At 44.1% G+C, this 25,923-nt stretch carries 24 protein-coding genes; 14 read left to right on the plus strand and 10 right to left on the minus strand.

Annotated elements, in window-relative coordinates:
• The coding region (locus OKC24_RS11680) for an N-acetylmuramidase domain-containing protein (RefSeq protein WP_265465343.1) at positions 1 to 166 on the plus strand (166 nt) is incomplete at its 5' end.
• Positions 167 to 276: 110 nt separating this feature from the next.
• Here the strand turns inward: OKC24_RS11680 and OKC24_RS11685 are convergent.
• From OKC24_RS11685 to OKC24_RS11695, 3 genes are read right to left on the minus strand one after another with little or no spacing between them, the layout of a single operon-like run.
• Entirely contained in the window at positions 277 to 1,011 is a 735-nt protein-coding gene (locus OKC24_RS11685) for a SoxR reducing system RseC family protein (protein ID WP_265465242.1), read from the minus strand.
• Positions 1,012 to 1,020: 9 nt separating this feature from the next.
• Complete coding sequence (locus OKC24_RS11690; RefSeq protein ID WP_265465244.1) at positions 1,021 to 1,287, minus strand: phage protein NinX family protein; 267 nt, start codon at positions 1,285 to 1,287, stop codon at positions 1,021 to 1,023.
• 3 nt (positions 1,288 to 1,290) lie between these two features.
• Complete coding sequence (locus OKC24_RS11695) at positions 1,291 to 2,496, minus strand: tyrosine-type recombinase/integrase (protein ID WP_265465246.1); 1,206 nt, start codon at positions 2,494 to 2,496, stop codon at positions 1,291 to 1,293.
• A gap of 1,159 nt (positions 2,497 to 3,655) precedes the next feature.
• Between OKC24_RS11695 and glnA the strand changes: the two genes are divergently transcribed.
• From glnA to OKC24_RS11720, 5 genes are all read left to right on the plus strand, one after another.
• Positions 3,656 to 5,071 (plus strand): type I glutamate--ammonia ligase, encoded by a 1,416-nt coding sequence (gene glnA / locus OKC24_RS11700; RefSeq protein WP_018572573.1) that lies wholly within the window; start codon positions 3,656 to 3,658, stop codon positions 5,069 to 5,071.
• Positions 5,072 to 5,176: 105 nt separating this feature from the next.
• Positions 5,177 to 5,452: a hypothetical protein gene (locus OKC24_RS11705; protein ID WP_130145064.1), complete on the plus strand. Its 276-nt coding sequence runs from the start codon at positions 5,177 to 5,179 to the stop codon at positions 5,450 to 5,452.
• A 70-nt stretch (positions 5,453 to 5,522) separates the two neighbouring features.
• The gene (locus OKC24_RS11710) at positions 5,523 to 5,996 is read left to right on the plus strand and encodes a chorismate--pyruvate lyase family protein (protein ID WP_130145062.1); all 474 of its coding nucleotides are present in this window, start codon (positions 5,523 to 5,525) and stop codon (positions 5,994 to 5,996) included.
• A gap of 8 nt (positions 5,997 to 6,004) precedes the next feature.
• A complete protein-coding gene (ubiA, locus tag OKC24_RS11715) occupies positions 6,005 to 6,883 on the plus strand; it encodes a 4-hydroxybenzoate octaprenyltransferase (RefSeq protein ID WP_130145060.1) in 879 nt (292 codons plus the stop codon).
• A gap of 155 nt (positions 6,884 to 7,038) precedes the next feature.
• Positions 7,039 to 8,262 (plus strand): alpha/beta hydrolase family protein, encoded by a 1,224-nt coding sequence (locus OKC24_RS11720; protein WP_130145058.1) that lies wholly within the window; start codon positions 7,039 to 7,041, stop codon positions 8,260 to 8,262.
• A 47-nt stretch (positions 8,263 to 8,309) separates the two neighbouring features.
• On the opposite strand, the gene OKC24_RS11725 is transcribed toward OKC24_RS11720, so the two are convergent.
• On the minus strand, positions 8,310 to 9,191 hold the full coding sequence (locus tag OKC24_RS11725) for a LysR family transcriptional regulator (protein WP_130145056.1): 882 nt from the start codon (positions 9,189 to 9,191) through the stop codon (positions 8,310 to 8,312).
• A gap of 209 nt (positions 9,192 to 9,400) precedes the next feature.
• On the opposite strand from OKC24_RS11725, the gene OKC24_RS11730 reads away from it, so the two are divergent.
• The 6 genes from OKC24_RS11730 (at position 9,401) to OKC24_RS11755 (ending at position 17,880) form a co-directional block, all read left to right on the plus strand.
• A complete protein-coding gene (locus OKC24_RS11730) occupies positions 9,401 to 11,143 on the plus strand; it encodes an FAD-dependent monooxygenase (RefSeq protein ID WP_130145054.1) in 1,743 nt (580 codons plus the stop codon).
• 165 nt (positions 11,144 to 11,308) lie between these two features.
• Positions 11,309 to 11,602 (plus strand): hypothetical protein, encoded by a 294-nt coding sequence (locus OKC24_RS11735; RefSeq protein WP_130145052.1) that lies wholly within the window; start codon positions 11,309 to 11,311, stop codon positions 11,600 to 11,602.
• A 372-nt stretch (positions 11,603 to 11,974) separates the two neighbouring features.
• Positions 11,975 to 13,381: an aldehyde dehydrogenase family protein gene (locus OKC24_RS11740; protein WP_265465253.1), complete on the plus strand. Its 1,407-nt coding sequence runs from the start codon at positions 11,975 to 11,977 to the stop codon at positions 13,379 to 13,381.
• An 84-nt stretch (positions 13,382 to 13,465) separates the two neighbouring features.
• Entirely contained in the window at positions 13,466 to 14,131 is a 666-nt protein-coding gene (locus OKC24_RS11745) for a helix-turn-helix domain-containing protein (RefSeq protein WP_131277039.1), read from the plus strand.
• 82 nt (positions 14,132 to 14,213) lie between these two features.
• Complete coding sequence (tynA, locus tag OKC24_RS11750; protein WP_131277036.1) at positions 14,214 to 16,523, plus strand: primary-amine oxidase; 2,310 nt, start codon at positions 14,214 to 14,216, stop codon at positions 16,521 to 16,523.
• Between the two features lie 79 nt (positions 16,524 to 16,602).
• Positions 16,603 to 17,880: a hypothetical protein gene (locus OKC24_RS11755; protein ID WP_265465257.1), complete on the plus strand. Its 1,278-nt coding sequence runs from the start codon at positions 16,603 to 16,605 to the stop codon at positions 17,878 to 17,880.
• 113 nt (positions 17,881 to 17,993) lie between these two features.
• On the opposite strand, the gene OKC24_RS11760 is transcribed toward OKC24_RS11755, so the two are convergent.
• From OKC24_RS11760 to fahA, 6 genes are all read right to left on the minus strand, one after another.
• Complete coding sequence (locus OKC24_RS11760; protein ID WP_131277030.1) at positions 17,994 to 18,638, minus strand: CoA transferase subunit B; 645 nt, start codon at positions 18,636 to 18,638, stop codon at positions 17,994 to 17,996.
• 2 nt (positions 18,639 to 18,640) lie between these two features.
• Positions 18,641 to 19,342: a CoA transferase subunit A gene (locus OKC24_RS11765; protein WP_131277027.1), complete on the minus strand. Its 702-nt coding sequence runs from the start codon at positions 19,340 to 19,342 to the stop codon at positions 18,641 to 18,643.
• 218 nt (positions 19,343 to 19,560) lie between these two features.
• Entirely contained in the window at positions 19,561 to 20,445 is an 885-nt protein-coding gene (locus OKC24_RS11770) for a LysR family transcriptional regulator (RefSeq protein ID WP_131277025.1), read from the minus strand.
• A 406-nt stretch (positions 20,446 to 20,851) separates the two neighbouring features.
• Positions 20,852 to 21,427: a VOC family protein gene (locus OKC24_RS11775; RefSeq protein ID WP_131277022.1), complete on the minus strand. Its 576-nt coding sequence runs from the start codon at positions 21,425 to 21,427 to the stop codon at positions 20,852 to 20,854.
• A gap of 26 nt (positions 21,428 to 21,453) precedes the next feature.
• Positions 21,454 to 22,092: a maleylacetoacetate isomerase gene (gene maiA / locus OKC24_RS11780; protein ID WP_131277019.1), complete on the minus strand. Its 639-nt coding sequence runs from the start codon at positions 22,090 to 22,092 to the stop codon at positions 21,454 to 21,456.
• Entirely contained in the window at positions 22,089 to 23,396 is a 1,308-nt protein-coding gene (fahA, locus tag OKC24_RS11785; protein ID WP_131277016.1) for a fumarylacetoacetase, read from the minus strand. Before fahA ends, maiA begins: the two co-directional genes overlap by 4 nt.
• Before the next feature lie 386 nt (positions 23,397 to 23,782).
• On the opposite strand from fahA, the gene OKC24_RS11790 reads away from it, so the two are divergent.
• Positions 23,783 to 24,562, plus strand: coding sequence for an IclR family transcriptional regulator (locus OKC24_RS11790; protein WP_130145030.1), 780 nt, complete (start codon positions 23,783 to 23,785; stop codon positions 24,560 to 24,562).
• A 50-nt stretch (positions 24,563 to 24,612) separates the two neighbouring features.
• Complete coding sequence (locus OKC24_RS11795; RefSeq protein WP_131277013.1) at positions 24,613 to 25,920, plus strand: MFS transporter; 1,308 nt, start codon at positions 24,613 to 24,615, stop codon at positions 25,918 to 25,920.
• Positions 25,921 to 25,923 lie beyond the last annotated feature (3 nt).

Below are 25,923 nucleotides of genomic sequence, written 5' to 3' on the forward strand. Positions count from 1 at the left end.
TTCACAGCTGGATGCAATGTGCCGTTACATCAAAGTGAATGGCCTAGTCAATGCATTAAAGAACAAAGATTGGAAGGCATTTGCGCGTGGCTATAATGGAAGTGGTTATGCGAAGAATAACTATGATGTGAAGCTGGCCAATGCATATATAAAGTGGTCAGCGTGAGGCTAGCCATTTTAATGCTGTGCATTCCGCTTTCAGGCTGCACAGCACATTCGATTTCGACAAGGGTGCATGTTACTGTATGTGTGCAGTGTGTGAATTGAGAAAGCCCTCTAAGTGAGGGCTTTTTTATGACTTTCAGGGTTTAATAATTCTAATAATTTAGATGTTAACTGCTGATAGCTATCGTAAAGCATATGAATAATAGAGCTAACTTCTGCACTTAATTGTTCTGGTTGTTTTTGGTTTATATCTGGATATTTAAAATAAAAGGCATTTTTATTTATAAATTCTATATTGCATTTGTAATTTATAACATTGCTATTTCCATCTTCATTTTCACTTAAAATCTCCGGGAAATAATAATGATAAGATTTTAACAGTTCTACAAAATTCAAATAATTAAGCTTAAGTTCATTATCATCATTAAACTTAGAATATTCTTCAAACCTGAATACCAATTCAGATGCAACAAATGCTATATTGAAATCAGGATAATAATCTTTACTGATGGGCATTTGATCAAATAATTCTGGATTATTGCATCTTCGTAAAATCTCATTATTTAAGAAATTAAGAATAGAATATTTTTCTCTTAATATTTCCTGAATTTCATATATTATTTTCTTTTCAAGCTCAAACTTGGCTGGTTTACGCCAATCATTAAACAGATAAATTGCCACAAAGCCTGCAAAAAATGCTCCAACACCCCCAAGAACACTTCCAAATGCAGATATTTTTCCAATATCAGATCCACCAAAAAACTGGACACTTACAAAAACAAGCATACTGATTAAATATAAATTTACTGCAAGATAAACCCAAAACAATGGCGACTTTAACTTCATGTTGTTATTTTAAACCTCACTTCCTAATTTCTTTTCAATAAAGCACTTCACCACAGCTTCAATAGCACTATCACCAACTTGTTCAGCTTCTCGACTACCAGTGCGTGGGCCAACATAAAATGCAGTCCATCTTGAGTACGAACGCACCAAGCTAATTTTTTCTTTTTCGATTAACTTTCCACACAGCTCCCAATCAATGACTGGCGTTGATTTCACTCTCATTGCTTTTGCAAGTGTGGTAGGTAGTTGATTAGGTGTTAGATCTGATACTTTCATAATTTATGTGCTCCAGCTATCTACAATATTTGCCCAATCTTGCATCATCTTTCGACGATCAATTAGATATTTCGCATGATTATATGAGGCCCTTGTTTTGTTGTCGTCAGCGTGCGCTAATTGCGCCTCAATCCATTTTTCTTCATAACCCAATTCATTTAGTAGTGTTGATGCGGTGGCGCGAAAATCATGGGCAGAAACATCATTGAGCCCTAAGTTTTCAAGCATCCTGTTCAACGTCATTTGATTGAGCATGCCATCGCTTTTATACACTGCAGGGAATACATATTTTTTATTCCTAGAGTTGTCATACTGAGTTTTTAAAATGTCATAGACTTGGTCGGAGATTGGTAAAATATGAGCACGGCTTTTCTTCATTGCGGTTTTAGGGAAATTCACTACACGTTCGTCGAAATCGACCCATGACCATTCCATTCTTCTAATTTCGATCGTTCTAAGCATTGTATATAGCAACATAAACCCAGCATTCTTAACTGTCTCTGCGCCACCATAATTTTCCAATCTCGTGCGTACCTGAGCGCGTTCTTCTTTGCTCAGTGATTTAGCATGTGTAACTTCAGGTCGAGCTACAACATCACGGACAGCATACGTAGGATCATTTTCCGCTCTAAGTGTTGCAATTGCATAGCGCATTACAGCACCAATAAATTTTCTGTTCTGAATAGCCGTTACTTCGCCGGTACCGCGATTTTTTTGAGAGCGAACACGCTTCATTGTATTTTTAATAATTGTAAGCACATCAGCAGATGTTACGTTTCTAACATCCTTATTGCCAATAATCGGCAAAATATCTTTTTCTAAAGAAACCTGAAATTGTTCTGCATACCTTTCTGATTTTGTCTTTAAGCGCTCTTTTGCATATTCTTGTGCAATGACTTTAAAAGTATTTGTGAGCTTATCATCTATAGCTTGCTTGGCCTGTCTGCGATCTTCTACCGGGTGAATGCCTTTTGCGATTTTAGCTCTCATTTCTTCGCGCAATAGGCGTGCATCCGCAAGACCAATGGCAGGGTATTCACCAAGACTCATAGATGACTCTTTGCCATTGAACACAAACTTAAAACGCCATACTTTTACACCAGTTGGGCGCACCTCAATATAGAGTCGGTCTGCATCTAAAATTCGATAAACCTTATCTTGTGGCTTCAGTGTTTTTATTTTTGCATCTGTCAGTTTTATTGTGGCCATAACGGGTAACGGGCGGGTAAGGTTTGCATTACCCGTGATCTTACCCGTTTTTCGTGCGGATTATAAAGAACTATGGAGAACTAATAAGGACTTATTTTAATTTTAATCATTGAGTTATAAAGGCTTTGGGAACTATAAAGAATTAACAGGAATTTTTATCTTTCTTTTCGATCATTAAAAGCATGAGCTTAACCTATTGAAATTACGCACTTAACTGTGCTTGATTAGTCCAAAGCGGCCCACAGTTTTCCTTGCAGGAGAAATGCAGCATTGATTATTTATATAAAGATAAATAAATCAGGAAAATGGAGCGCAAGTCATCATAGCAAAAAATAATCATTTTCGGCTGAACTATTTCGATGAACAGGAACGTGGCCTCGTGGATTGTGCCGATATCGCTATTAGGTTTTTAGTGATATTCAATAGCCGCTGATTAACGCCGCTGTTCAAGTAGGCAGCCGCTTAAATGGATGCGGCAGTCATTCATGTCTAACATGCAATTGCTGTCCTGCGAGCAGCTCACAATTTAGAGAAGATGCTGAAATCATTGTATGGATTGCAGTTAACCGTTGGGGAATAATTGTTGAGCAGCAAAATGAATTGCTGCTGCGCAGAATTTGAATAAAACACTGCTCGAAAGAAATATTCACTCAAATGGTGCATTTTTTGCCTGCGTATTTTTTCAGCATTATTTTGCCGAAAAAAAACAGCTTCAGCCTTGGATGATTTGAATGGCTGAATTTATAGCGCCAAATCTGCCAGGAGCTGGGGTTTGAAGGCTTAAAAATATTAAATAAGATGCTTTAAGTATTGAAGATTAAACAAAAAGATGAGTATTGGTTTTATTCAGGCAATTTAAATGCATGCATGCGGAAATACCGCAGCGTAAAAGGCGCAGGAATAAGCGGATATGCATGATTGCACCAAATTGGAACATGTTGTGGCGCTTTTTGAACAAAATTAAATGAGAGTGTTTGAATATGGTGCATTTACTTTGGCACTCAGTATAATAGACACAAAGCAAAGCAGCGTAATCTTTAATTCTGATAAGGAATTCAATATATTATCTTTGTTTTTAAAAGTTGGTACGGTAATTGCTTTATAACTGCCAACTGCTAACACGCACTTAGCAAGTGCAACAAAAAAACATCGGAGCAAAATGAGCATGGCGAACAAGGTCCTTCAACTCATCCAAGAAAGTGGCGCAAAATGGGTCGATTTTCGCTTTACTGACACTAAGGGTAAAGAGCAGCACGTAACTTACCCTGCTGATACAATCGACGAAGACACATTTGAAGACGGCAAAATGTTTGACGGTTCTTCAATTGCCGGCTGGAAAGGCATCGAAGCATCTGACATGATTTTACGTCCAGATGCAGAAACTTGCTTCCTGGACCCGTTCTTCGCTGAAGCAACAGTTGTTGTAACTTGTGACGTAATTGAGCCATCTACTGGTCAAGGCTATGACCGTGACCCGCGCTCGATCGCTCGCCGTGCAGAAGAATACCTGAAATCTACAGGTATCGGTGATACAGCATTCTTTGGCCCAGAACCAGAATTCTTCGTATTTGACGAAGTAAAATGGGACATCGATATGTCTGGCGCGCGCCACACATTGATTGCTGAAGAAGCGGCTTGGTCTACTGGTAAAGACTATGAAGCAGGCAACTCTGGCCACCGTCCACGCGTTAAAGGCGGCTACTTCCCAGTTCCACCAGTTGATTCTTCACAAGATATGCGTGCAGACATGTGTGCAAAAATTGAAGACATCATGGGCCCAGGCCGTGTAGAAGTTCATCACCATGAAGTTGCATCTTGCCAATTAGAAATCGGCGTAAGCTTCAACACTATGGTTCGCAAAGCTGACGAAGTTCAACAGTTCAAATATGCTGTTTGGAACGTTGCTCACCAATATGCAAAAACTGCGACTTTCATGCCTAAGCCAATGGTTGGCGATAACGGTTCAGGTATGCACGTTCATATGTCGATCTCTAAAGACGGCAAGAACTTGTTTGCTGGTGACGAATATGCAGGCCTTTCTGAAATGGCATTGTACTTCATCGGCGGTGTAATCAAGCACGCTCGTGCATTGAACGCAATTACGAACCCTTCTACAAACTCGTACAAGCGTTTAGTGCCGCACTTTGAAGCGCCGATCATGCTTGCTTACTCAGCGCGCAACCGTTCTGCTTCTATCCGTATTCCTTACGTATCTAGCCCGAAAGGCAAGCGTATCGAAGCGCGTTTCCCTGATCCAATGATGAACCCGTACTTAGGTTTCGCTGCATTGCTGATGGCTGGTCTTGACGGTATCCAAAACAAGATTCATCCAGGTGAAGCTGCAGACAAAAACTTGTACGATCTCCCTCCTGAAGAAGAAGCTAAAATCCCAACAGTTGCTCACAGCTTGGAAATGGCGCTTGATGCTCTTGAAGCGGACAACGAATTCCTTCTTAAAGGCGGCGTGTTCACTAAAGAAATGCTGGGCGCTTATGTTGAACTTAAACGTGAAGATGTTCGCCGTTTAAATACAACAACTCACCCTGTTGAATTCGACATGTACTACAGCTTGTAATTCTTCCGGTCTTTAGACCTAGAGTCACAACTGTAAAAAAAACCCGCCTTGTGCGGGTTTTTTTGTATCATGCATTGATACGTTTCAGATATGGCATACAAATTTATGGCGCAGCGTAAAAAGCATATAGGGTTTTTCCCTTGGAATGACCCAAAGGATCATGCAAAAGGCTTCAAGCTGAATTTTTCAGAAGTGACTTATATAGAAGTCGGCCGTACTCCTGAAGGCTATAAGCAGGCGCAATTTGTGGCATTAAAAAATCCTGAACTGGCTTTGCAATATGATTATCCTCAAAGTTTTTATTTGAGCAGTGAAGGATTGATTTTACAAAAAATGCCCAGCGGCAAATTTGAAGTGATTGCAAAAACAGACAATTGTTAATGATTGAATTAACCATGTTCAATGATGCGCCAACAAAAAAGCGTTAAACAGATATTTTACAGGTAGAGTTATGCAGCATATTCCCGCTGAACTGAGATCATGGCTGTATGCGTCAGGTTCATTGACCCAGCAGCTGACTGATTTAGCAGATGGAAAATTTATGGTTCAGCCGGTAAAAGAACATTTTCAGCGTCTAAACTTTATAGATGCAAAATGGATGAAAATGCCTTATCAGCACACATCCTGGGTGCGTGAAAGCTATTTATACGGCTGTGAAGAACAGCCTTGGGTGAAAGCCAAAAGCATTTTTCCGATTTTGAGCTTGCAGCAGCGCGCGCGGATATTTAAGCATATTGGCACTAAACCGATAGGCTTTTTTTTGTTTCAGCGGACAAATCCAGCCTGTGAACGCCGTGTGATTTGGCTTGAAGATGGCTGGACACGGCAGAGCTGTTATACTTGGCATGGCTGCAAATTCATTGTACAGGAAACTTTTTTGCAAAGTTTTGAACAGTATTTGCAAAAGCAACACTCTGCAGGTTAAGGACAGTCATGACAGCTGCGCATCAAATTACTTGGCGTGAACGTTTAGAAGCATATTATTATCTTTGCCGGTTTGATAAGCCTATTGGTACAGAATTGGTTTTTTGGCCAACCATGTGGGCGCTTTGGCTGGCAAATTCAGGCACACCAAGTTTGTCTATTTTGATACCAATGATTCTGGGTACAATTTTCATGCGTGCTGCAGGCTGTGCGATTAATGATTTTGCAGACCGTAAAGTAGATGCGCATGTAGAGCGAACTAAGACTCGCCCATTGGCAACTGGCATAATTTCGGCTCAAGAAGCAGTTTATGTTTTTCTGTTTTTGGTCGCTGCCAGTGCATGCATGCTGTTCTTTTTGCCGATTGAAACGTTTTACTGTTCTTTCGGTGCGCTGATTTTGGCTTTTATCTATCCTTTTATGAAGCGCTATACCCATTTGCCGCAAGTATTTTTGGGTGCTGCATTTTCATGGTCCATTCCTATGGCTTATACAGCGGTTGGTCATCCTTTGGATGTCACTTGCTGGCTGCTGTATTTTGGAAATCTCGCATGGACAGTCGCGTATGATACACAATATGCCATTACCGACCGCGAATATGATTTAAAGATTGGCGTCAAATCTACAGCGATCTTGTTTGGTAAATATGATATTGAAATTATTTCGGCACTGCAGGCTTTAAGTATTGTACTGATTGGTTCGGCGCTGTATTTAGAACAATTGCTGATGCCATTTGGTTTGCTGGCTTTACTGGCTGTTGCTGCTGATTTTATCTATCAATGGACCAAAACCCGTGACCGCGATCCGCAGCGCTGTTTTTGGGCTTTCCGCCATAACCGCTGGATTGGGCTTATTATCTTTATCGGCATTTTCTTTGCAGTTTTATGAAATATGCACACAATAAAGTGTGACGCAATTTACAAAAATTAAATAATTTATTGACCTATCTTACGAAAAGCACCTAATTGAGGTGCTTTTTTTATGCTTAATTATTTAAATCTCGTGATGAGATTCCGGCGAATAACAAGAAAGGGACATGAAAAATGAATCAGATGCTTAAACAAAGTTTGTTGGCGGCTGCATATTCTTCAGCCTTATTTTTAACGGCGTGCGGCAGTGGAGATAACGAGGACTGGAATATATGGTCTTCTAATATAAATGCTTATGCAGTGGATCCCGATGTGTCTGCATTGGCGGCGAAACATGAAATTTTGACTTATAAAATGCAAAGTGTTGCAGGCAAGGAGATTAATGCAACAACATTAATTTTTATTCCTGCTGGCGCTGCACCCTCAGGCGGCTGGCCTGTTGTGGTTTGGGCGCATGGCACAACAGGCGCTGCTGACCGATGCGCGCCATCTCAGAATGTTTTAGCGGGCTCTGAAAAGGCTTTGGTGAAAGCTTTATTAGCTAAAGGGTATGCTGTTGTTGCTCCCGATTATGAAGGCTTGGGCAATACTGCAGTACCGCACCCTTATCTGAATCTGGAAAGCGCAGCAACATCTATTCTGTCAGCGGTAAAAGCTGCGCATGATCAGTATGGAAATTTATCTAAAAACTGGAGTGTGATTGGCTGGTCTCAGGGCGGTCATGCGGCCTTGGCGGCGGCTCAGTACCAGCAAGCGCTGCTGGGCTATAATTTTAAAGGCACTGTAGCCATTGCACCTGCTTCTTATTTAGCAGAAACACTGGACGAGGATCTAAATACGGCGCAAAACAAAGCGGCAGCAGCTTTAAGCGCGGGTGATGCCGCCGCATTTGGCCAGGCCATTGGCATTGCAGCGACAGCCTATGCCTATGCGGCAATTGTCAGTTCAGGCATTAAAGCTGAAACCCCTGCATTTCAATACACGCAGTCTTTTCTGCCGGCAAAAGCTCCTATCGCTGCATTGGCGGAAAGCATCTGCTCACCCGAGCTGGGGATAAAATTCGCCGCAGACATGCAGCAATATATGGGCACAGACTATTCAAAATTCTTCACTTATACTGTATTGCAGCCAAATTTCTTAACTGATCAGGATATTGGGCAATATCTGAATGATAATACACCGGGAATGGTCAAATTAGATAAGCCTGTCGTGATTTATCAGGGCGAGGCGGATACGACGGTTCCAGTGGATATTACGACGGATTTGGCGGTCAATATGGATGGATTGGGTACAGATGTCCGGCTGGAGCCTTTCGCGGGTGAAACCCATTCAACGGTCTTTTCTAATAATATTCCGGCTTTGGCGGATGAGATTAATCAGTTGATGACCGCTAATTAAACAATGGATTCCCATTATACAAGGGGCAATGGCTCCTTGTATGATTTTTAGTGTATTGCTGCGGCTTTTAATTCCCGGCAAATCATCTGCAAGGCTTGATGGCTGGAATTTTTTCTGAAACTGGCATACAGATGCAGCGGCGTGATTTCAAAGTCGGTTGCGACGGTCTGCACATCCTCACTTAAAAACTTCAGCAGGTATTCTGGCGCAAAGCTGTAGCCCATGCCCATATTAATCAGATTGATATGCTGCAGCACATTGGTGACCCAATGCATCTGCCGCTGCGGCAGCTGTTCCAGCGCAATGATTTGATGAATATTTTCATAAAATACCGGGGAAGCGCTTTGTTCGCACATAATGATGTTCTGCTTGCTTAAATAGTTGCGCGTTACCGTATGGCCGCTGCTGTGCAGTTTTTTAGACGCCACTAAATAGATTTTCTCGGTCATCAGCTGAATATTGTCATAGTCGTCATGCTGCAGTGCAAAACGGGTAAAGCTGATGTCCAGCTCAGATCTTTTCAGTTTGTGAATCTGTTCTAAGCAGGTCAGGCTTTGAATATGAATACTGATATTGGGAAGCTGCTTTTTCAGCTTTTCTAAAATCAGCGGCATGATTTTTAATTCTGCCACATTTAAAAAACCAATATGAATTTGATTTTTCTTTTGATGCGCCACCTGCTGCGCTGCGGCCGCTGCTAAGTTGGCGCTTTCAATCGCATTTAAAGCATGCTTTAAAAAAGCCAGCCCTTCATCAGTCAGTTTGATTTGCTTGCTGGAGCGGTCAATCAGCGGTACGCCAACCTCTGCTTCCAAATCCTTAATTTGCTGACTCAGGGACGGCTGAGCGGTAAACAGCTGTTCTGCTGCTTTGGTAAAACTGCCGTGTTCTGCAACTGCTGCAAAATATTTTAAATGGCGCAATTCCATAGCGTATGACCGTTGAAAAATTAAAAAGAACCTGCAGCCAAAATCGGCGTCAAATTCAAATGAGTATGTATTCAAGCAGACAAAAAAAATATGCAACTATCGTTTAGAGGTCTTGGTGTAGGGCGCAGCTCCAAACTTTTTTAAACTGCTTAGCAGCGCTTTTGGCATTCAGGCCAAAGCTATACAGTAATTCAAATGCGGAGCTTGATATGCCGAAGCAATACGATACGGACGTTTTAATTGTGGGGACTGGGCCTGCGGGCTCTACTTTAGGTTTGGCTTTGGCGAACTATGGCATTAAAGTGCAACTCTTTACGCAATTTAATTGGCTCGCCAATAGCCCGCGCGCGCATATTACCAATCAGCGCGCGATGGAAGTGCTGCGCGATTTAGGTGTAGAAGAACAAGTCAAAGGCATTGCGACGCCGTGGCAAGATATGGGGGAAAGCTTGATCACTACCAGCCTTGTTGGCGAAGAAATTGCCCGCATGAGCGCGTGGGGAACAGGCGATGAACGCCATGGCGATTATGTGCAGGGCAGTCCATGCCCTTTGGTTGATTTGATTCAGCCGAAAATGGAAGCATTGCTGGTAAAGAATGCCGGTGAGCGCGGCGCGATTTATCATTTTAATACTGAGTATTTGTCGCATACCCAAGATGACGATGGTGTAACGGCAGCTTTTATCAATCAAATTACGGGTCAGGAATTTAGCCTGCGCGCCAAATATTTAGTGGGCATGGATGGCGCGCGTTCAAAAATCGTTGAGCAGCTGAATTTGCCTTTGGAAGGGGTGATGTCGCGTGCGGGTACAGTATATGTGACGTTTAAAGCGGATCTGTCGCAATATGTGCAGCATCGTCCCGCTATTTTACAGTGGATTGTGAATCCTGAAGCCGGCTTTGGGGATATCGGCATGGGATTGCTCCGCGCCATCAGTCCGTGGGATGAATGGATTATGGGCTGGGGTTTTGACATTGAACAAGGCGAGCCACAGGTGACAGAAGCGCAGGTGCGTGCGCGTTTAAATGCCTTTGTGGGAACTGAAATTGACGATGTTGAAATTCAGAAGGTTTCTTACTGGTATGTCAATCAGACTTGGGCAGCCAATTACTCGGTCGGCCGCGTATTTTGCGGCGGTGATGCTGTGCACCGTCATCCGCCATCCAGCGGTTTAGGCTCGAATACCTGCATGCAGGATGCTTTTAATTTGGCGTGGAAACTGGCTTATGCGGTGAAAGGTTGGGCGCAGCCAAGTCTGCTGGCATCCTATACTGAGGAACGGGCGCCAGTCGGCAAGCAGATTGTCGCCCGCGCCAACCAATCCCGTTTTGACTATAAGCATTTAAAAGATGTATTTGGTTTTGATCAGGGTGTAACCACGCAGGCGCAAATGCTGGATCGGATTTTTGCAGAAACAGAGGATGCGGCAAAAATCCGTGAGCAATTATTTAAAGCGCTGGAAATTAAACATTATGAGTTTAATGCGCAGGGCACAGAACTGAACCAGCGCTATGCATCCAATGCTGTGGTTGCAGAATCGGATGAAGAAGTCTTCCTGCAAGACCCGCAATTGCATCTGCAAGCGACTACGCGCCCAGGCGCGAAAGTGCCGCATGCTTGGCTGGTGGATGCCAAAGGGCAAAAGCGTTCGACTTTGGATATTAGCGGCAAAGGCCGCTTTACCTTAATGACAGGCCTTTCGGGCATTGGCTGGAAAGTGGCTGCTGAAGCATTGGCATTGCCTTATTTAGATGTGGTTCAAATTGGCTCGCGCCAATTCCGTGATGTGTATGGCGCATGGAATGCCAAATCGGAAGTGCATGAAGCAGGCGCGGTGCTGGTGCGTCCAGATGGTTATGTCGCGTGGCGCATGGTAAATAGGCCAAACGAGGGCTATGACTATGCTGCGGTCTTAATACAGGTACTGGCCCAGATTCAGCTGAGTGTTTAATACGTTTAGATAAATTTTGGAGCCTATTTTATCCAAGCCGGCAGCCTATGCCGGCTTTTTTATGCGGATGTAAAATGGTGGAAGCATCTATTCAATGACGCGCAATTTCAGATGAATTTGTTATATTAGCGTTCGAAACTTTAAATGCAGTGATATAGCAGGTAAATGGGTATGCAGCAGCCACAGTCAAATGCAGCGAAAACCAGTAAGAAAAAAGTCATTATTTTGATGGCGCTGGGTTTGCTGATTCCAATTTTTCTCGTCAGTATGGCTATTTTAGCTGTGAATAGTGACGCCAAAAATCAAGAAAAATACGCACAGCAAAAGGCTCAAATGCTGGAACGCATAGAAGCGCGTGAAGCGGCGGAACGGGCAAAAGCAGCGCAAGATCAGCCTGAACCAGCACAAGATGAAAATCTGAAAAATAAACAGCAGAATGATGCCGCTCAACAGCAATAAGCCGTATCGGGAGCAGCTGAAAATCAGCCGAATTCAACGCTAAGTCAATTGAGCTTATTCATTTTAGTGCTTGCAGTATCAAGTAAAAAAACCGCCGTCAATGATGGCGGTTTTTATTTGATTTGGATGGAGGGTTTGTCATTTAGCATCAGATTCAGTATAGTTATGAATTATTAAATATATTAACTATTTTTTGATGCTTTATGTAGTTGAAATAAATATTAAAAATTTAATACTGTGCTTATTTTGAAGTGAATGGATGGAACTGAAAAAAGGCAGAGAAGTTGGAAAAATCATCCTTTGGGATGACTTCGGTGCAGATCGACATCGCTAGAATGCTAGGTATTGTCAGACCATAAACAAGGAAGGCCGATGCACACAGATTTAATCATCAACGGACAGCAGATTCAGGGGCAGGCATTAAGCTTTGCAGTCATTAATCCAGCCAATGAAAGCGTTATTGCAGAAGTGGCCAGCGTGTCAGCGGGACAGGTCAATGATGCAGTTCACACTGCATTGCAGGCATTTAAAGCTTGGAAAAATGTATCAGATGATGCGGTTAAGCAGGCTTTTGCAAAAATTGCGGCTGATATCCGTGCGGAAAAAGATGAAATTGCGCAGCTGATTACCTTGGAGCAAGGGAAAACCATTGGCATGGCGCAGTTTGAAGTGGACGCTGGCGCCGGCTGGATTGACTATCTTTCAGGTTTGGACATTCCTGTAGAAACGATACAGGAACCCAACGGTAAAACCATTAAAGTCTATAACCGCCCATTGGGGGTAATTGCTTCTGTGACGCCGTGGAATTGGCCATTCATGATTGCGGTGTGGCATATCTTTCCTGCGCTAAAAACTAAAAACTGTGTCATCAACAAGCCATCAGAATATACGCCGCTCAGCACCATCAAGCTGGTGGAAATTATTAACCGTCATGTGCCTGCTGGCGTATGCAGCATTGTCTTAGGCAAAGGTGAGATTGGGCAGGCGCTGACGGAACATGCTGATGTTGCGAAAGTGACCTTTACAGGCTCGACACGTACTGGACAGAGCATTTTAAGTCATTCGGTCAGCTCGCTGAAAAGCGTGGTGCTGGAATTGGGCGGCAATGATGCCGGCATTGTTTTGGCGGATGCCGATGTGGAACGTGCTGCGCAAGGAGTTTTCGCTTCTGCATTTTTAAATGCGGGGCAAACCTGTGCAGCACTGAAGCGGCTGTATGTGCATGAAAGTATTTATGAGGCTTTGACTGAAAAGCTGGTGCAGATTGCAAATGCGCAAGTCATTGGCGATGGCGCGGACCCTGAAGTGACCTTTGGCCCAGTACAGAATAAAATGCAGTATGACAAAGTCAATGCGCTGATTGCAGATGCCGTAGCGCGGGGCGGTCAGATTTTGACGGCGTCAAAAGCGCTGCCGGATCATGGATATTTTATTGCGCCTGCGCTAATCGCCAATGTGCAGGAAGGCATTGCTTTAGTGGATGAGGAGCAGTTTGGCCCTGTGCTGCCGATTATTAAATTTAATGCCGTTGATGAAGTACTGGAGCGCAGCAATAATACGCAGTTTGGCTTAGGCGGTTCAATTTGGAGCACGGATTTGGCCAAAGCGGAGCAGATTGCCAGCCAAATGGAAACGGGGACGGTCTGGATTAACAGCCACTCTGATTTATCGCCTGCGGCGCCGTTCGGCGGCTGGAAATTATCGGGTTTAGGGTATTCTTTTGGCTTGGAAGGCTTGCTTTTATTTACCCATAAGCAGGCAGTGCATATCAGCGGCTGAAAATAAAAGCCTCTTACAGGATGTGGGAGGCTCTCTTGGCTTATATATTGCTTATTAAATTTCCGGTAAGGATAGGTGGAAATTATGCTTAATCATCAGTTTTTAACAGAGTTCAGTCAAAATTTTATAGAGCAGGTGCAGCGGATAATTAATATTGATGGATATTTAGTATATTCGATTGATGATATTGATCGGGCTTATGGCTACCATGCATTTAATATACCTAAAAATTCTTTGGATGAGTATTTAAATCATAAAGTTGAAAATGATCCTGTGTCATTTACCCGGTTTTATAACAATAAAAATAATAATGTGGAATTGCTCAGCCATCATCAATGTGATGAAAGCTATGCAGACTTTATGGCGCGCTGGAAAATACAGGATACCGCAGAAATTTTTTTCCGCAAAAGAAATGGCGATCCTATACTGGGGCTTAGCATTGTGCGTGAAAATGAAAAGATGCCTTTTAGTGTGCAGGATCAGAGGATTTTAGAGTCTTTTTATCAATTGTCTAAAAAGTATTTTTACCATCATACCGATACCATCGATAAAGCGGATATGTCTGCTTCATACAGTTTAACCAAAAAAGAAATTGCGGTTTTAGAACAGTTGATGAACGGCATTAATAATAGCGAAATTTCATTAAATTTAAACTGCAGCCTGGCAACAGTTAAAACACATGTGCAGCATATTTATCAAAAAATAAATGTCAAAAACCGTCAGGAATTAATCTGTAAATTTTTAAGATAAAATCATCCTTAAGGTGGATTTTTTATAATATTAAATCCTCTATTTTAAATCCATAGTGTTTTATTAATCATGGATTTTAGGAATGAAATATAATCGAATTACACAGTCCTTAAAAAAATGGGCTGGTTTGAATTTAACGGTTGCAGCGGCCTTAATTGGTGTGAGTCAGCAGGCTTTGGCGCATGGGCAGGCTGCAGACATGGTGCCGCTGTATCAGAACATGAGCGATTTTGGCGCTGATGTAAAAAAAGATGACTTCACTAATACCTATACCATTTCAAAAGGCTCTTTGGTGGTACGGGCTAAGCCCAATTCAGATACTGTTTTAGTCAATGGCAAGCCGCTGAAAGTCAGTGTGCCTTTGGTGGTAAAAAATGGCAAGGCCGAAGTCAGTAAAGAATTTGCCTCGGAAATTTTTCAATCAGGCTTAGATCAGACCTTTAAAGTGGAGTCTGCTGCGCATCCTTTGAACGGTTTAACCTCACAGGAAATTTCACAGACATTTGAAGCGATCAGCAAGTCTGAATATGCTTATCCGAATATGCGTTTTTCAGAGATCAAATTAAAAGATCCTGAAAAGCAGCAAGTATGGGATGCTTTCATTAACCATAAAGAATTGACACAAGACCGTGTGGCGGAATTCACTTTGCTTAAAGGCAAGTCGGTGATTGAAGGCGCGGTCGATCTGAAAATGCAAAAAGTGACGCAGTGGAAAGTATTAGAAAACACCCATGGCATGGTGCTGTATGACGATATGGTTGCGGTGCAGGAAATTATCACCAAAGATAAAAATTATAAAAAGGCCTTGGCAAAGCGCGGTGTTAAAGATGTTTCTAAAGTGGTGACGACACCGCTGACGGTGGGCTTTTTTGGCGGTAAAGACGGTTTGGGGCAAGAGCTGAATGTGCTGAAAGTGGTTTCCTATTTAGATACGGGGGACGGCAATTATTGGGCGCATCCGATTGAAAATTTAGTCGCAGTGGTGGATCTAGACCAGAAAAAAATTGTAAAGCTTGAAGAAGGCGCAATTATTCCCGTGCCGATGTCGCCCAATTCGATTGCCAATAAAAATGATAAATCACAGATAAAACCGCTGAATATGGTTGAGCCTGAGGGTAAAAACTTTTCCATTACCGGTCAAACGGTGCATTGGGGCCCATGGTGCTTCCATGTCGGTTTAGATTCCCGTGTGGGCTTAAAAGTATCGACCGTTACCTATAAAGATAAAGGCGAAAAACGCAAGGTCATGTATGAAGGGAACCTTGGCGGAATGGTGGTGCCTTATGGTGATCCGGATATGGGCTGGTACTTCAAATCCTATCTGGATTCTGGCGAATACGGTATGGGCACGCTGACGTCTTCTATTGAAAAAGGCATTGATGCGCCAGACAATGCGGTATTGCTGGATGCCGTTATTGCCGATTACACCGGGCAGCCGCGCGTCATTCCAAACGCCATTGCCATTTTTGAGCGCTATGCAGGCCCTGAGTTTAAGCATCAGGAAATGAACCAGCCCAATATCAGTTCAGAACGCCGTGAATTGGTGGTGCGCTGGATCAGCACCGTGGGCAACTACGACTATATCTTTGACTGGGTTTTTAATAATAACGGCATTATCGGTATCAACGCCGGCGCGACAGGCATTGAAGCGGTTAAAGGCGTCAAAGCCCGCACCATGCATGATGCGACTGCAAAAGAAGATACCCGTTACGGTACATTGATTGACCATAATATTGTTGGCACAACCCATCAGCATATTTACAACTTCCGTTTGGATATGGATGTTGATGGCGGAAATAACAGCTTTATGGAACTTGATCCCGTCGTTGCTAAAAATACCCGCGGCGGCCCGCGCAGCAGCGCAATGGAAGTTAAAGAGCGCACCGTGGCAACTGAACAGGAAGCTGCACAGAAATTTGACCCATCAACCATCCGCTTAATTTCCAATGCCAATAAAGAAAACCGCATGGGCAATCCGGTGTCTTATCAAATAATTCCGTTTGCAGGCGGTACGCATCCAATCGCGAAAGGCGCGAACTTTGCGCCTGACGAATGGCTGTTCAAGCGTTTAAGCTTTATGGATAAGCAAATTTGGGTCACCAAGCGTGATCAAGATGAACAGTTTCCTGAGGGCAAATATTCAAACCGTTCGGTGAAAGATACAGGGCTGGGCGAGTTCGTTGCCAATAACGACAATATTGAAAATAAAGACTTGGTGGTGTGGATGACGACAGGCACAACACATGTCGCGCGTGCTGAAGAATGGCCGATTATGCCTACAGAATGGGTCTATACCATGCTGAAGCCATGGAATTTCTTTGACAGTACGCCAACCCTGAACAATGGCGCAGATAAAAAGCAGGCCGTTGAAAAAGAACAGCACAAGCACTGATGGATGCATCAGGAGGATCAGCAGGCAGCTGGTCCTCTTTTTTTTGGAAGATTGAAAAATAAGTTTTAAGGGGAATCAAATGAGAAAGACAATGTGTGCGGCGGCATTGCTGCTGAGCGGCGGCACAGTGCAGGCAGATATGGCCAGTTTGCCTGAAAATGTAAAAATTAAACCTGTTTTAGATGTGACCTTAGGCGCTTTTTACAGTGATAAAAGCTATAACAATCCGGATGCATCAGGTGAGGTGTCTTGGCAGGAGGCTTATGCCAAATACGGTTTTGAAGCTGAAGTTCAGCATAGTGGCGGCGCATTATACGGCAGCGTGATGGGCCTGAGTTCCGGTACTTTTGGCGATGGAGATGCAGGCGGCATGACTACGGGCAAAGAGCGAAGAACTTCGTTGGAAGAATGGACAGCCGGCTGGCGCAATGGTTCGGCGGAAGAGGCCAGTTTTGATCTGCGGGCTGGCCGGCAAAATATTCAAATTGCCGATGGATTTATTGTGGCTGGCGATGCGCTGAATGTGGGTAACGGTGTTGCCGATGGGGAGCTGAACCGCGGCGGCGGCTACTATTTGGCGGCGCGCCGCAGTTTTGATTTTGCTGTGCAAATGAAGATGCAGCTGAATGAACAGCTGAAAACTCAAGTGTATTATTTAGAGTCAGACAATAAAGCGCAATATCAGCCAAAGCTCTGGGCAGCAGATGCAGAATATGACTTTGGCAAAGCGTCTGCTGGATTGACCTATTTGCAAGTAACGGATCTTGAAGATCCAAATCAAGACTCATTGCGTGATGACCTGAAAGATATTTCGCTGCGGGTGAAAGCGCAAGTCAATGCGCAGCTGGCGTTCAGCGGAGAATATGTGCATCAAGATCAAAAACATCACAATGAAAATGCATGGTACGCCGCTGCAAATTACACTTTTGATCAGCTGCCGTATCAGCCTATTTTAGGCTACCGCTATTCATCTTTCTCTGAAAATTATGATCCGCTGTTTTACGGCAATACCAATGCAGGCTTTGGCACATGGTTTCAAGGCGAAGTCGCTGGCAATTATGCTGGGCCATTCAGCAGCAATGCGCGGATTCATCAGCTGTCACTGCAGGCATCTATGAAAGAGAATTTGCATATAGGATTACTGGCATATCAGTTTGATACTATAAAAAAAGAGACTGAAAATTTAGATGGCCATGAAGTGGATGCTTTTGCTGTGTGGTCACCGACAGTAAATATCAATGTGATTCCTTTGGCTGGCTGGTACAAGCCGAAAAAAGATATCGATCATGGCGGCAGCCAGGCGGGCGGTACGGGCAGCAATGTTTATGCTCAGCTGATTTTGCAGTATCTGTATTAAATGCAGAATGAACCAATAAAAAAAGTACCGCAATTGCGGTACTTTTTTTATTTAAAGACATGGGTGAGGTTTAAGCTCCCATCCCTATAACATCATGATGGCTTTGCTGCAAATCAGGCCGCTAAAGCATTGGTGATCAGCGCCGCGCCTGTTACAGCTTTAATCTGCTCGAGTGTGACATCTTTCGCCAATTCCACTAAAGCAATTCCTTTTTCAGTTATATCCATCACGCCTAAATCTGAGATGATGCGGGTTACCACACCTTTACCCGTCAGCGGCAGGGTGCATTGCGGCACAATTTTCGGACTGCCGTCTTTGGCATTGTGCTCCATCAGCACCACTACTTTTTGCACGCCAGCCACCAAATCCATAGCGCCGCCCATGCCTTTGACTTTTTTGCCCGGAATCATCCAGTTGGCAAGGTCGCCAGTTTCAGAAACTTCCATTGCGCCTAAAATTGCAATGTTGACATGGCCGCCGCGGATCATCGCGAAAGACTCTGAACTGGAAAAAAACGCCGCGCCTTTACGTGCAGTGACAGTCTGTTTGCCCGCATTGATTAAATCTGCATCGACAGTATCTTGCGTCGGAAATTCATCAATGCCGAGCAGGCCATTTTCAGACTGCAGCCACACGTTGATATTGTTAGGAATATAGTTGGCGACCAGTGTCGGCAGGCCAATGCCTAAATTGACATAGAAGCCATCTTCCAATTCTAAGGCCGCGCGCTGCGCCATTTCATTACGTGTCCAAGCCATGATCAAGCCTCCGCCTTTAAGGTTAATTGTTCAATGCGTTTTTCAGGCGCTGTATTGAGCACAATGCGGTTGACATAAATGCCCGGCAGATGAATATCATCTGGATCAATCTCGCCAATCTCTACCACTTCTTCAACTTCAGCGATGGTAAGCCTGCCTGCCATGGCGCACTCAGGGTTAAAATTGCGCGCGGTTTTGCGGAACACTAAATTGCCGGCTTTATCGGCCTTATAGGCTTTCACTAAAGCGACATCCGCCGTAAGAGACGGCTCTAAAATGTATTCTTTGCCGTCAAACTCCCGGACTTCCTTGCCTTCGGCAATTAAAGTGCCAACCCCAGTTTGGGTAAAGAATGCGGGAATTCCTGCGCCGCCAGCACGCAGTTTTTCGGCCAATGTGCCTTGAGGGGTAAGTTCAACTTCTAATTCGCCATTTAAATATTGGCGTTCAAATTCTTTGTTTTCGCCGACATAAGAAGAAATCATTTTTTTGATTTGCTTGGTGTGCAGCAGTTTGCCTAAGCCGAAATCATCGACACCCGCGTTGTTGGAAATACAGGTCAGGCCCGTCACGCCGGTATTTTTTAAAGCATCGATCAGCGCTTCAGGGATGCCGCATAAACCAAAACCGCCAACGGCAAATGTTTGATTGTCTGCCGCAATATCCGCTAAAGCAAGTTCTGCACTTGCCGCCAGTTTGTTCATTCTCAAATTCCTTTTTTGCTTTATTATTTTTTAACATTGCGCTTAACAATTGAGAAATTGAATCTTTCTAACGCCTGATCAGAAAAACTCATTAATGAATGCAAGGCAGCCGTGTGAAGCCTGCATGCAGGGCAAGCGGATTTTGAAAATGAAGAATTTGTTTATGAATAATTTAATTGGTTTTATGGCTCATTGAAGGTGGTGCTTTAACGCATGACTCAATGAAAATCATGCTGTAAAACAGTTTCTATAAAATGTGTGGAAATATTGGAAAGTTCGTCATCTTTTTTATAAATGATGCCCACAGGAAGCTGAACATCATTGTCTTCAATTTCAATTAATACGTTTTGTTCTAAATTAATAAAATTTTTGAAATGGCGGGGAATGGCGCTGACCCCCATGCCGTAAGCGGTGAAATGCGATAGGGAGCTGATCTGGTGACATTCAACTTTTAAATCTAAGTGAATATTGTGCAAAGCGCAGTGCTGTTCGATAACCCTGCGGATAATGGAAGGGCTTTGCAGCGTGACAAAGGGCTGAGAACACAGCTCCAGCCAAGTGATGCTCTTTCGGCTGCTTAAAGCATGGCCCTTTGGCAGCAAGGCTAAGAAATCCTCATTAAATAAAGGCTGAAAAATCAACTGATCGCTCATTTGCGGATTAAAGCAAATGCCGATTTCAAAAATGCCTTCCTGCACTTTTTCAATAATTTTCTCATTGGGGATGTCATGAATGGAAAAATTAATATTGGGATAGCGCTTTGAGAAATTCTGTATGACGGCGGGCAGGATGGCGTGTGTCGCAAAAGGCATGGAGGCAATGTTTAAAGTGCCGCGGTTTAATTTGAACCGCTGCTTGACATCCTTTTCCATATCCTCCCAATTGGCTAATAATTTTCTTGCATAGGGGATGAGTGATTCGCCTTCCGCAGTCATTTCTACTCGGCGGGTATTGCGTTTAAAGAGTTTGCCGCCCAGTTCTTCCTCTAAAGTCTTGATGCTTAAACTCAAAGCCGATTGGCTTAGGCACAATTCATTGGCGGCATTGGCATAATTTAATGCGCGCGCTAAGACTAAAAAGGCTTTTAACTGTTTGAGTGTCATCCGTGGGCCTTATCAAAAGAAGTCAATAACGGTTCATAATAGCGAAGGCTGATAAAATTGGCATTCATCTGCTTAAAGTTCAAGCCGAACTCAATACAAACACAGGAAAATGAGCCCGATATTTCATTTAATAGTTTGTATTGATAATTATAAGCTGAAAAATACGGATTGCGGGAGTTTTAAGGTGTTGGCTATTCAGCATTATGAGTTTTTTTAAATATTAAAAATACAATGTGCCTTCAGATCTAAAATCTAAAGCTAATGTGGCGCATCCATTCCTTGCATTGGTACTGCTGATTTGAGTTGCGTAATGAATAGCTGTACTCCGCATACGCTTTTGCTGATTTCATTTAGAAAAGCAGCTCAGGGTTGAGCTGCTTTTTTATCATTGTTTTTGGGGGATGGCTTAGGCATCCACTTTCGCAGCGGCTGAGTTGTTGTCTAACTCTGATGCATGCAGGAAGTGCGTATGATCAGGCGCGCGTTTGGTTTTAGACCATTGTTCCAGCATGTCATGCTTCATGTCTTCCGTGATCATGGCAATTTTTTCAGGCGCTTTTTCATCGTCATATGCCAGTTCCAAACGGTGGCCATTGGGATCAAAGAAGTAAATTGAATGGAAAATACCGTGATTGGTAATGCCCAGCACATCAATGCCATTTTCTTCTAAATGCGCTTTTGCTTCAATTAATGCGGTGCGGTCTTTGACTTTCAGCGCAATATGCTGCACCCATTTCGGAGTGTTTTCGTCACGGCCCATTTCGGGTTGCGTTGGCAGCTCAAAGAAGGCGAGAACATTGCCATTGCCTGCATCTAAAAACAAATGTATATAGGGATCAAAGGCTTTGGTTGACGGAACATGGTCTTCTGCAAACGCCAGAATAAAGTTCATATTCAGGTTCTTTTTGTACCATTCCACAGTCTCTTTCGCGTCTTTACAGCGGTACGCTACGTGGTGAATTTTTTCAATTTGAATGGTCATGTTGAATGTCCTTATTTAATGATCAGTTAAGCCGCATCTGACTGCGCTTCGGGCGCAGCCTTTTGGAATGCATCCAATGCATTGCAGTGGGCGTATATAGATTGAATTTTGGGGTAAGCTGATAAATCAATATTGAAACGCAGCGCGTTATACACTTGCGGCATCAGGCAGCAGTCAGCAATGGTTGGGTAGTCGCCAAAACAGAATCGCCCATTGGAATGAACCAGCTGTGCTTCTAAAGCATCAAAGCCCACTTTGACCCAATGCGTGTACCATGCATTTTTCTGCTCATTGCTTAAGCTCAATTCACCAGTTAAATGCTGCAGTACGCGCAGGTTATTTAATGGGTGAATGTCGCAGGCGATGCTCAGGCTGAATGCACGGGCAAGCGCACGCTGCTGCAGGTCTTGCGGCAGAATGTTATGCGCTGGAAATTTTTCGTCCAGATATTCCAAAATGCTGAGTGACTGGGTGAGGGTGAAATCATCATCCACCAAAGCAGGAACCAATTCACTTGGATTAACTGCACGGTAAGCTTCGCTGTGCTGTTCGCCGCCGTTATGCAGCAAATGCACTGGAATTATCTCTGCATTGAGCTGCTTTAGATTCAGCGCAATGCGCACGCGGTAAGCTGCGGAGCTGCGGAAATAACTGTAAAGCTTCATGCGCATGATGCTTCGGCAGCATGTTCAGCAAAATGAAATGCAACGGCAGGGCGCACTTTGCCTGTGACTTCGCCAAAGCCAATGCGCAAACCGCCTTTTTCGCAAAAGCCTTTCATAATGAGGGTGTCGCCATCTTGAATAAAGCTGCGTTCTTCGCCATTCGATAGTGTTAACGGCTTGGTGGCATTCCAGGTGATTTCCAGCAGTGAACCATATGAGTTAGGCGTTGGACCGGAAATGGTGCCAGAGCCCATCAAATCGCCAACTTGCACATTGCAGCCGGCAATCGTGTGGTGGGTCAGCTGCTGCGCCATCGACCAGTACATATATTTAAAGTTGGTTTCGGAAATCACATCCGCCTGATCTGCGCCATCGGCTTGAATTTCGACAGATAAATTGATGTCATAGCTGTTGCTGCTGTGGTCTTCGCGTAAATAAGCCAGCGGCTGCGGCTCTTGGATTGGCGAATGGGTTTTGAAAGGTTCAAGCGCCTCCAAAGTCACAATCCAAGGCGAGATTGATGAAGCAAAAGTTTTGGCATTGAACGGGCCGAGCGGCACGTATTCCCATTGCTGCAAGTCACGTGCAGACCAGTCATTGAACAGCACCATGCCAAAGATATGATCCCATGCGTTTTCAATGGCAATCGGTTCGCCTAAATTGTTGGCTTTGCCTACAATAAAGCCGGTTTCCAATTCAAAGTCCAGTTTGCGGCAGGCAGAAAACTGCGGACGGTCGGCATTGGGCAGTTTGATCTGGCCAGAAGGGCGGACAATATCTGTGCCGCTCACAATCACGGAGCTGGCACGGCCGTTATAACCGACAGGCAGTTCTGACCAGTTCGGCAGCAGGGCATTTTTAGGGTCGCGGAACATGCAGCCGACATTGGTGGCATGTTCTTTCGATGAATAAAAATCGGTATAGCCAGGCACGTGCACGGGCAGATGCAAAGTGACATCGGCCTGCTTAAAGAACACTTGCTCACGCAGGGCTGGGTTGTCGCGCAGTTCGGCATTGTCTGCAGACAGCAATTCCTGAAGTTCAGCACGGATTTTAGACCAGTTGGCTTTGCCGGATTCAATGAATTTGTTCAATGTGCTTTGCGCAAAGTAAGTTTCGCCAGCATGAATTTTCAAATAGCCATTCGCTTCGAGGGCCGCCAAGTCCAGCACCCATTCGCCGATGGCTGTACCTGCGCGGCGCACGCCGTCTTGAGTGTTGCTGAAAATGCCATAAGGCAGGTTTTGAATTGGAAAATCTGAATTTTGGGCGACGTCTATAAATGAGTTCAATGGGCGGGTCATTTCTATATTCCTTTTGACTGAGCAAAGCAATCCATGCATTTGACACGTTTGCATTGAGAAAAATAAGCATCAGGGGTTCCAGGCATTGCGCAAATTGATGATTTTGCAAATCATATTTTTATAAAACTTTGAAATATAAATGTTTTATAAAAAATTACGCCTAAGGTCTTAGAAGCCTTGATTTTTACGATTAATCTCATCATACTCATTTTAATAAATTACGCAATATATAAATTAATTATGAATTGCGTAATTTATGAGTTTTTAAAATTAACAGATCAGGAGCATTGCTTAAAAGTTTATTGCGGCCAATTTTGTGTTTAGCGCTTTTTAATCAGACTGCTTCGCGTAAAATACTGATCATTAAATTGAGAGTTAAAAGACGAATGTCTGAAGAAAAAACACAAGGCGGGGTGCAGTCTTTAGAGGTCGGCTTAAATGTATTGGATGCACTGATTGCGCACCGTACGCCGATGATGCTGAAAGAACTTTCTGAAAAGCTGTCGATGCATCCGGCAAAGGTTCACCGCTATGTGGTGAGTCTGGTGCGGATGAATTACGCCAAGCAGCTGGATGACGGGCGCTATGCGCTTGGTGATCAGGCCTGGCGTTTAGGGCTGAGCTGTATACAGCGCACAGATATGATTCAGGCGGCTCAGCCGATGATTCATGCGCTGCACCGTGAAATCAACTGCGGCCTGCAAATCAGCAAATGGACGTCACAAGGGCCATTGGTAGTGCAGTGGATTGAACCTGATCAGCCCGTGTCGGTGATTACGCGGGTCGGTTCTGTCATGCCGATGCTGAATTCAGCAACTGGGCGCACTTTTGCCGCTTTTATGGCAGAAGACATTGTGCGCCCTTTACTGGAAAAGGAATGGCAGCAGCGCCAAAGTTTGGGTCAGCAGGTCTATCCAGCCAATTGGGAAGAGTTTCAGGAGATGAAACGCGCGATTTGTGACAAGGGCGCAGCGACAGTCTCTGGAGACTTGCTTGCTGGGGTAAATGCGGTGTGTGTGCCAGTGTTTAACCGCCACGGGGAAATTGAATTTTCCATCGCGGCATTGGGCAGTGATGCGCATCTGCCAATTGATTTTAATAATGAAAAAGTTAAAGCGCTAAAAGGAACAGCATCTGCTTTAACGGAGTTGATCTCTCAAGGTTAAGCCTTTGCTTTCCTTGAGCAGAATATATGCAAGGAACTAGGGAAAGCAAAATGAAGACAACGGAAAATCAGTTTTTTTACGGCTGGTGGATTGTATTGGCGCTGATGGCGGTTTCAGGTTCAGCCCTTGCGCTGACCATTACAACATTCAATATCTATCTGAACGCATTCACCCAGCAGGCGGGCATCAGCGCGACGCAATTTGCACTGTGCTCAACCATTATCAATATTACGGTGATGCTGTTTTCGCCGAAAGTCGGCAAAATCCTGCAGGCGCATACCCAAAAAGCCTTATTGTTTTTCTTAACCGGTTTTTGCCTGAGTTATGCCGCATTTTCAATGGTCAGCAGCATTGCGGCGCTGTATGTCACCGCGGCGCTGTTTGGTTTTTTTTCTACAGGTTTAACCTTTATTCCGCCCAATATATTGGTGAATCGCTGGTTTGCAGAAAAGAAAGGCTTGGCGATGAGCATTGCGCTTTCGGGCAGCGCATTCTTTGGCATGGCGCTCAGTAAATATATTACCTACTGCATTCAGCATTTCAGTCTGGCTTTTGCTTATCAGACGGTGGCGGCGATCATGTTTGCGGCAGGAGCCGTGTTGATTGTCTTTATCATCAAAGACAGTCCGGAAAGCATGGGCTTAAAAGCATATGGCGCAGAGCAGGCGCTGAAACAGTCCGTGCCGGGAAATCAAACTGCACTGGTGCATTTGGTGCCTGCCGTATTAAAGAAAAAGCCTTTTTTCTGGTCGATGCTGGCGGCTCAATTTTTGGTGGGTTTTGTCGGCGGGGGTATTGTGCTGCAGCTGCCAGTTTATCTGCAAAATACTTTTGGCATGGAGCAGGCGGCAACATTTTTAGTGATTACTCTTGGCATCATGATTTTTGCAAAAGTGGCATTGGGCTGGCTGTACGACAAATTCGGATCGCTTAAAACGACTGCTTTGGTGGCGGCATCGGTATTGCTGACCTGCATTCCCTTTATTTTTACCGTTTCTGCAGATATGTGGATGCTGGGGCTGGTGGGTGCGATGTTTTGGGGGGTAGGCAATTGCATAGGCACGGTAACGCCGGCTGTTGTGGCCTCCAAAACCTATGGCCCTGCATATTATGGTGAAGTTTACGGCATTTGCCTGCGTTTTCAGACGCTGGGTATTGCCGCTGGCGTTCCGGCAATTTCAATGATTGCAGCCGAGACAGGTTCATTCACCATGGTCTGGGTGCTTTGTTCATTTTTAACTGTATTGCTGCTGAGCTTTTATGCCGTGGGCTTAAATGGAAGCAAAGTATACCGCAGCCATACAGCTGAAGATTCGATTCAACTTAAAGACAGCATGCCGCTGCAGCCAGCAGGTTAAGCG

It is taken from the genome of Acinetobacter entericus (genome assembly GCF_026168575.1).
GTDB lineage: Bacteria > Pseudomonadota > Gammaproteobacteria > Pseudomonadales > Moraxellaceae > Acinetobacter > Acinetobacter bouvetii.

Coding starts and splice junctions, on each gene's coding strand:
- OKC24_RS11775 (WP_131277022.1), bottom strand. CDS start 21,427: ATGACCATTCAAATTGAAAAAATTCACCACGTAGCGTACCGCTGTAAA.
- OKC24_RS11745 (WP_131277039.1), top strand. CDS start 13,466: ATGCTTAATCATCAGTTTTTAACAGAGTTCAGTCAAAATTTTATAGAG.
- OKC24_RS11710 (WP_130145062.1), top strand. CDS start 5,523: ATGCAGCATATTCCCGCTGAACTGAGATCATGGCTGTATGCGTCAGGT.
- OKC24_RS11760 (WP_131277030.1), bottom strand. CDS start 18,638: ATGGCTTGGACACGTAATGAAATGGCGCAGCGCGCGGCCTTAGAATTG.
- tynA (WP_131277036.1), top strand. CDS start 14,214: ATGAAATATAATCGAATTACACAGTCCTTAAAAAAATGGGCTGGTTTG.
- OKC24_RS11690 (WP_265465244.1), bottom strand. CDS start 1,287: ATGAAAGTATCAGATCTAACACCTAATCAACTACCTACCACACTTGCA.
- OKC24_RS11790 (WP_130145030.1), top strand. CDS start 23,783: ATGTCTGAAGAAAAAACACAAGGCGGGGTGCAGTCTTTAGAGGTCGGC.
- OKC24_RS11685 (WP_265465242.1), bottom strand. CDS start 1,011: ATGAAGTTAAAGTCGCCATTGTTTTGGGTTTATCTTGCAGTAAATTTA.
- OKC24_RS11765 (WP_131277027.1), bottom strand. CDS start 19,342: ATGAACAAACTGGCGGCAAGTGCAGAACTTGCTTTAGCGGATATTGCG.
- OKC24_RS11720 (WP_130145058.1), top strand. CDS start 7,039: ATGAATCAGATGCTTAAACAAAGTTTGTTGGCGGCTGCATATTCTTCA.
- OKC24_RS11735 (WP_130145052.1), top strand. CDS start 11,309: ATGGGTATGCAGCAGCCACAGTCAAATGCAGCGAAAACCAGTAAGAAA.
- OKC24_RS11725 (WP_130145056.1), bottom strand. CDS start 9,191: ATGGAATTGCGCCATTTAAAATATTTTGCAGCAGTTGCAGAACACGGC.
- fahA (WP_131277016.1), bottom strand. CDS start 23,396: ATGACCCGCCCATTGAACTCATTTATAGACGTCGCCCAAAATTCAGAT.
- maiA (WP_131277019.1), bottom strand. CDS start 22,092: ATGAAGCTTTACAGTTATTTCCGCAGCTCCGCAGCTTACCGCGTGCGC.
- OKC24_RS11795 (WP_131277013.1), top strand. CDS start 24,613: ATGAAGACAACGGAAAATCAGTTTTTTTACGGCTGGTGGATTGTATTG.
- glnA (WP_018572573.1), top strand. CDS start 3,656: ATGAGCATGGCGAACAAGGTCCTTCAACTCATCCAAGAAAGTGGCGCA.
- OKC24_RS11770 (WP_131277025.1), bottom strand. CDS start 20,445: ATGACACTCAAACAGTTAAAAGCCTTTTTAGTCTTAGCGCGCGCATTA.
- OKC24_RS11705 (WP_130145064.1), top strand. CDS start 5,177: ATGGCGCAGCGTAAAAAGCATATAGGGTTTTTCCCTTGGAATGACCCA.
- OKC24_RS11695 (WP_265465246.1), bottom strand. CDS start 2,496: ATGGCCACAATAAAACTGACAGATGCAAAAATAAAAACACTGAAGCCA.
- OKC24_RS11755 (WP_265465257.1), top strand. CDS start 16,603: ATGAGAAAGACAATGTGTGCGGCGGCATTGCTGCTGAGCGGCGGCACA.
- OKC24_RS11730 (WP_130145054.1), top strand. CDS start 9,401: ATGCCGAAGCAATACGATACGGACGTTTTAATTGTGGGGACTGGGCCT.
- OKC24_RS11740 (WP_265465253.1), top strand. CDS start 11,975: ATGCACACAGATTTAATCATCAACGGACAGCAGATTCAGGGGCAGGCA.
- ubiA (WP_130145060.1), top strand. CDS start 6,005: ATGACAGCTGCGCATCAAATTACTTGGCGTGAACGTTTAGAAGCATAT.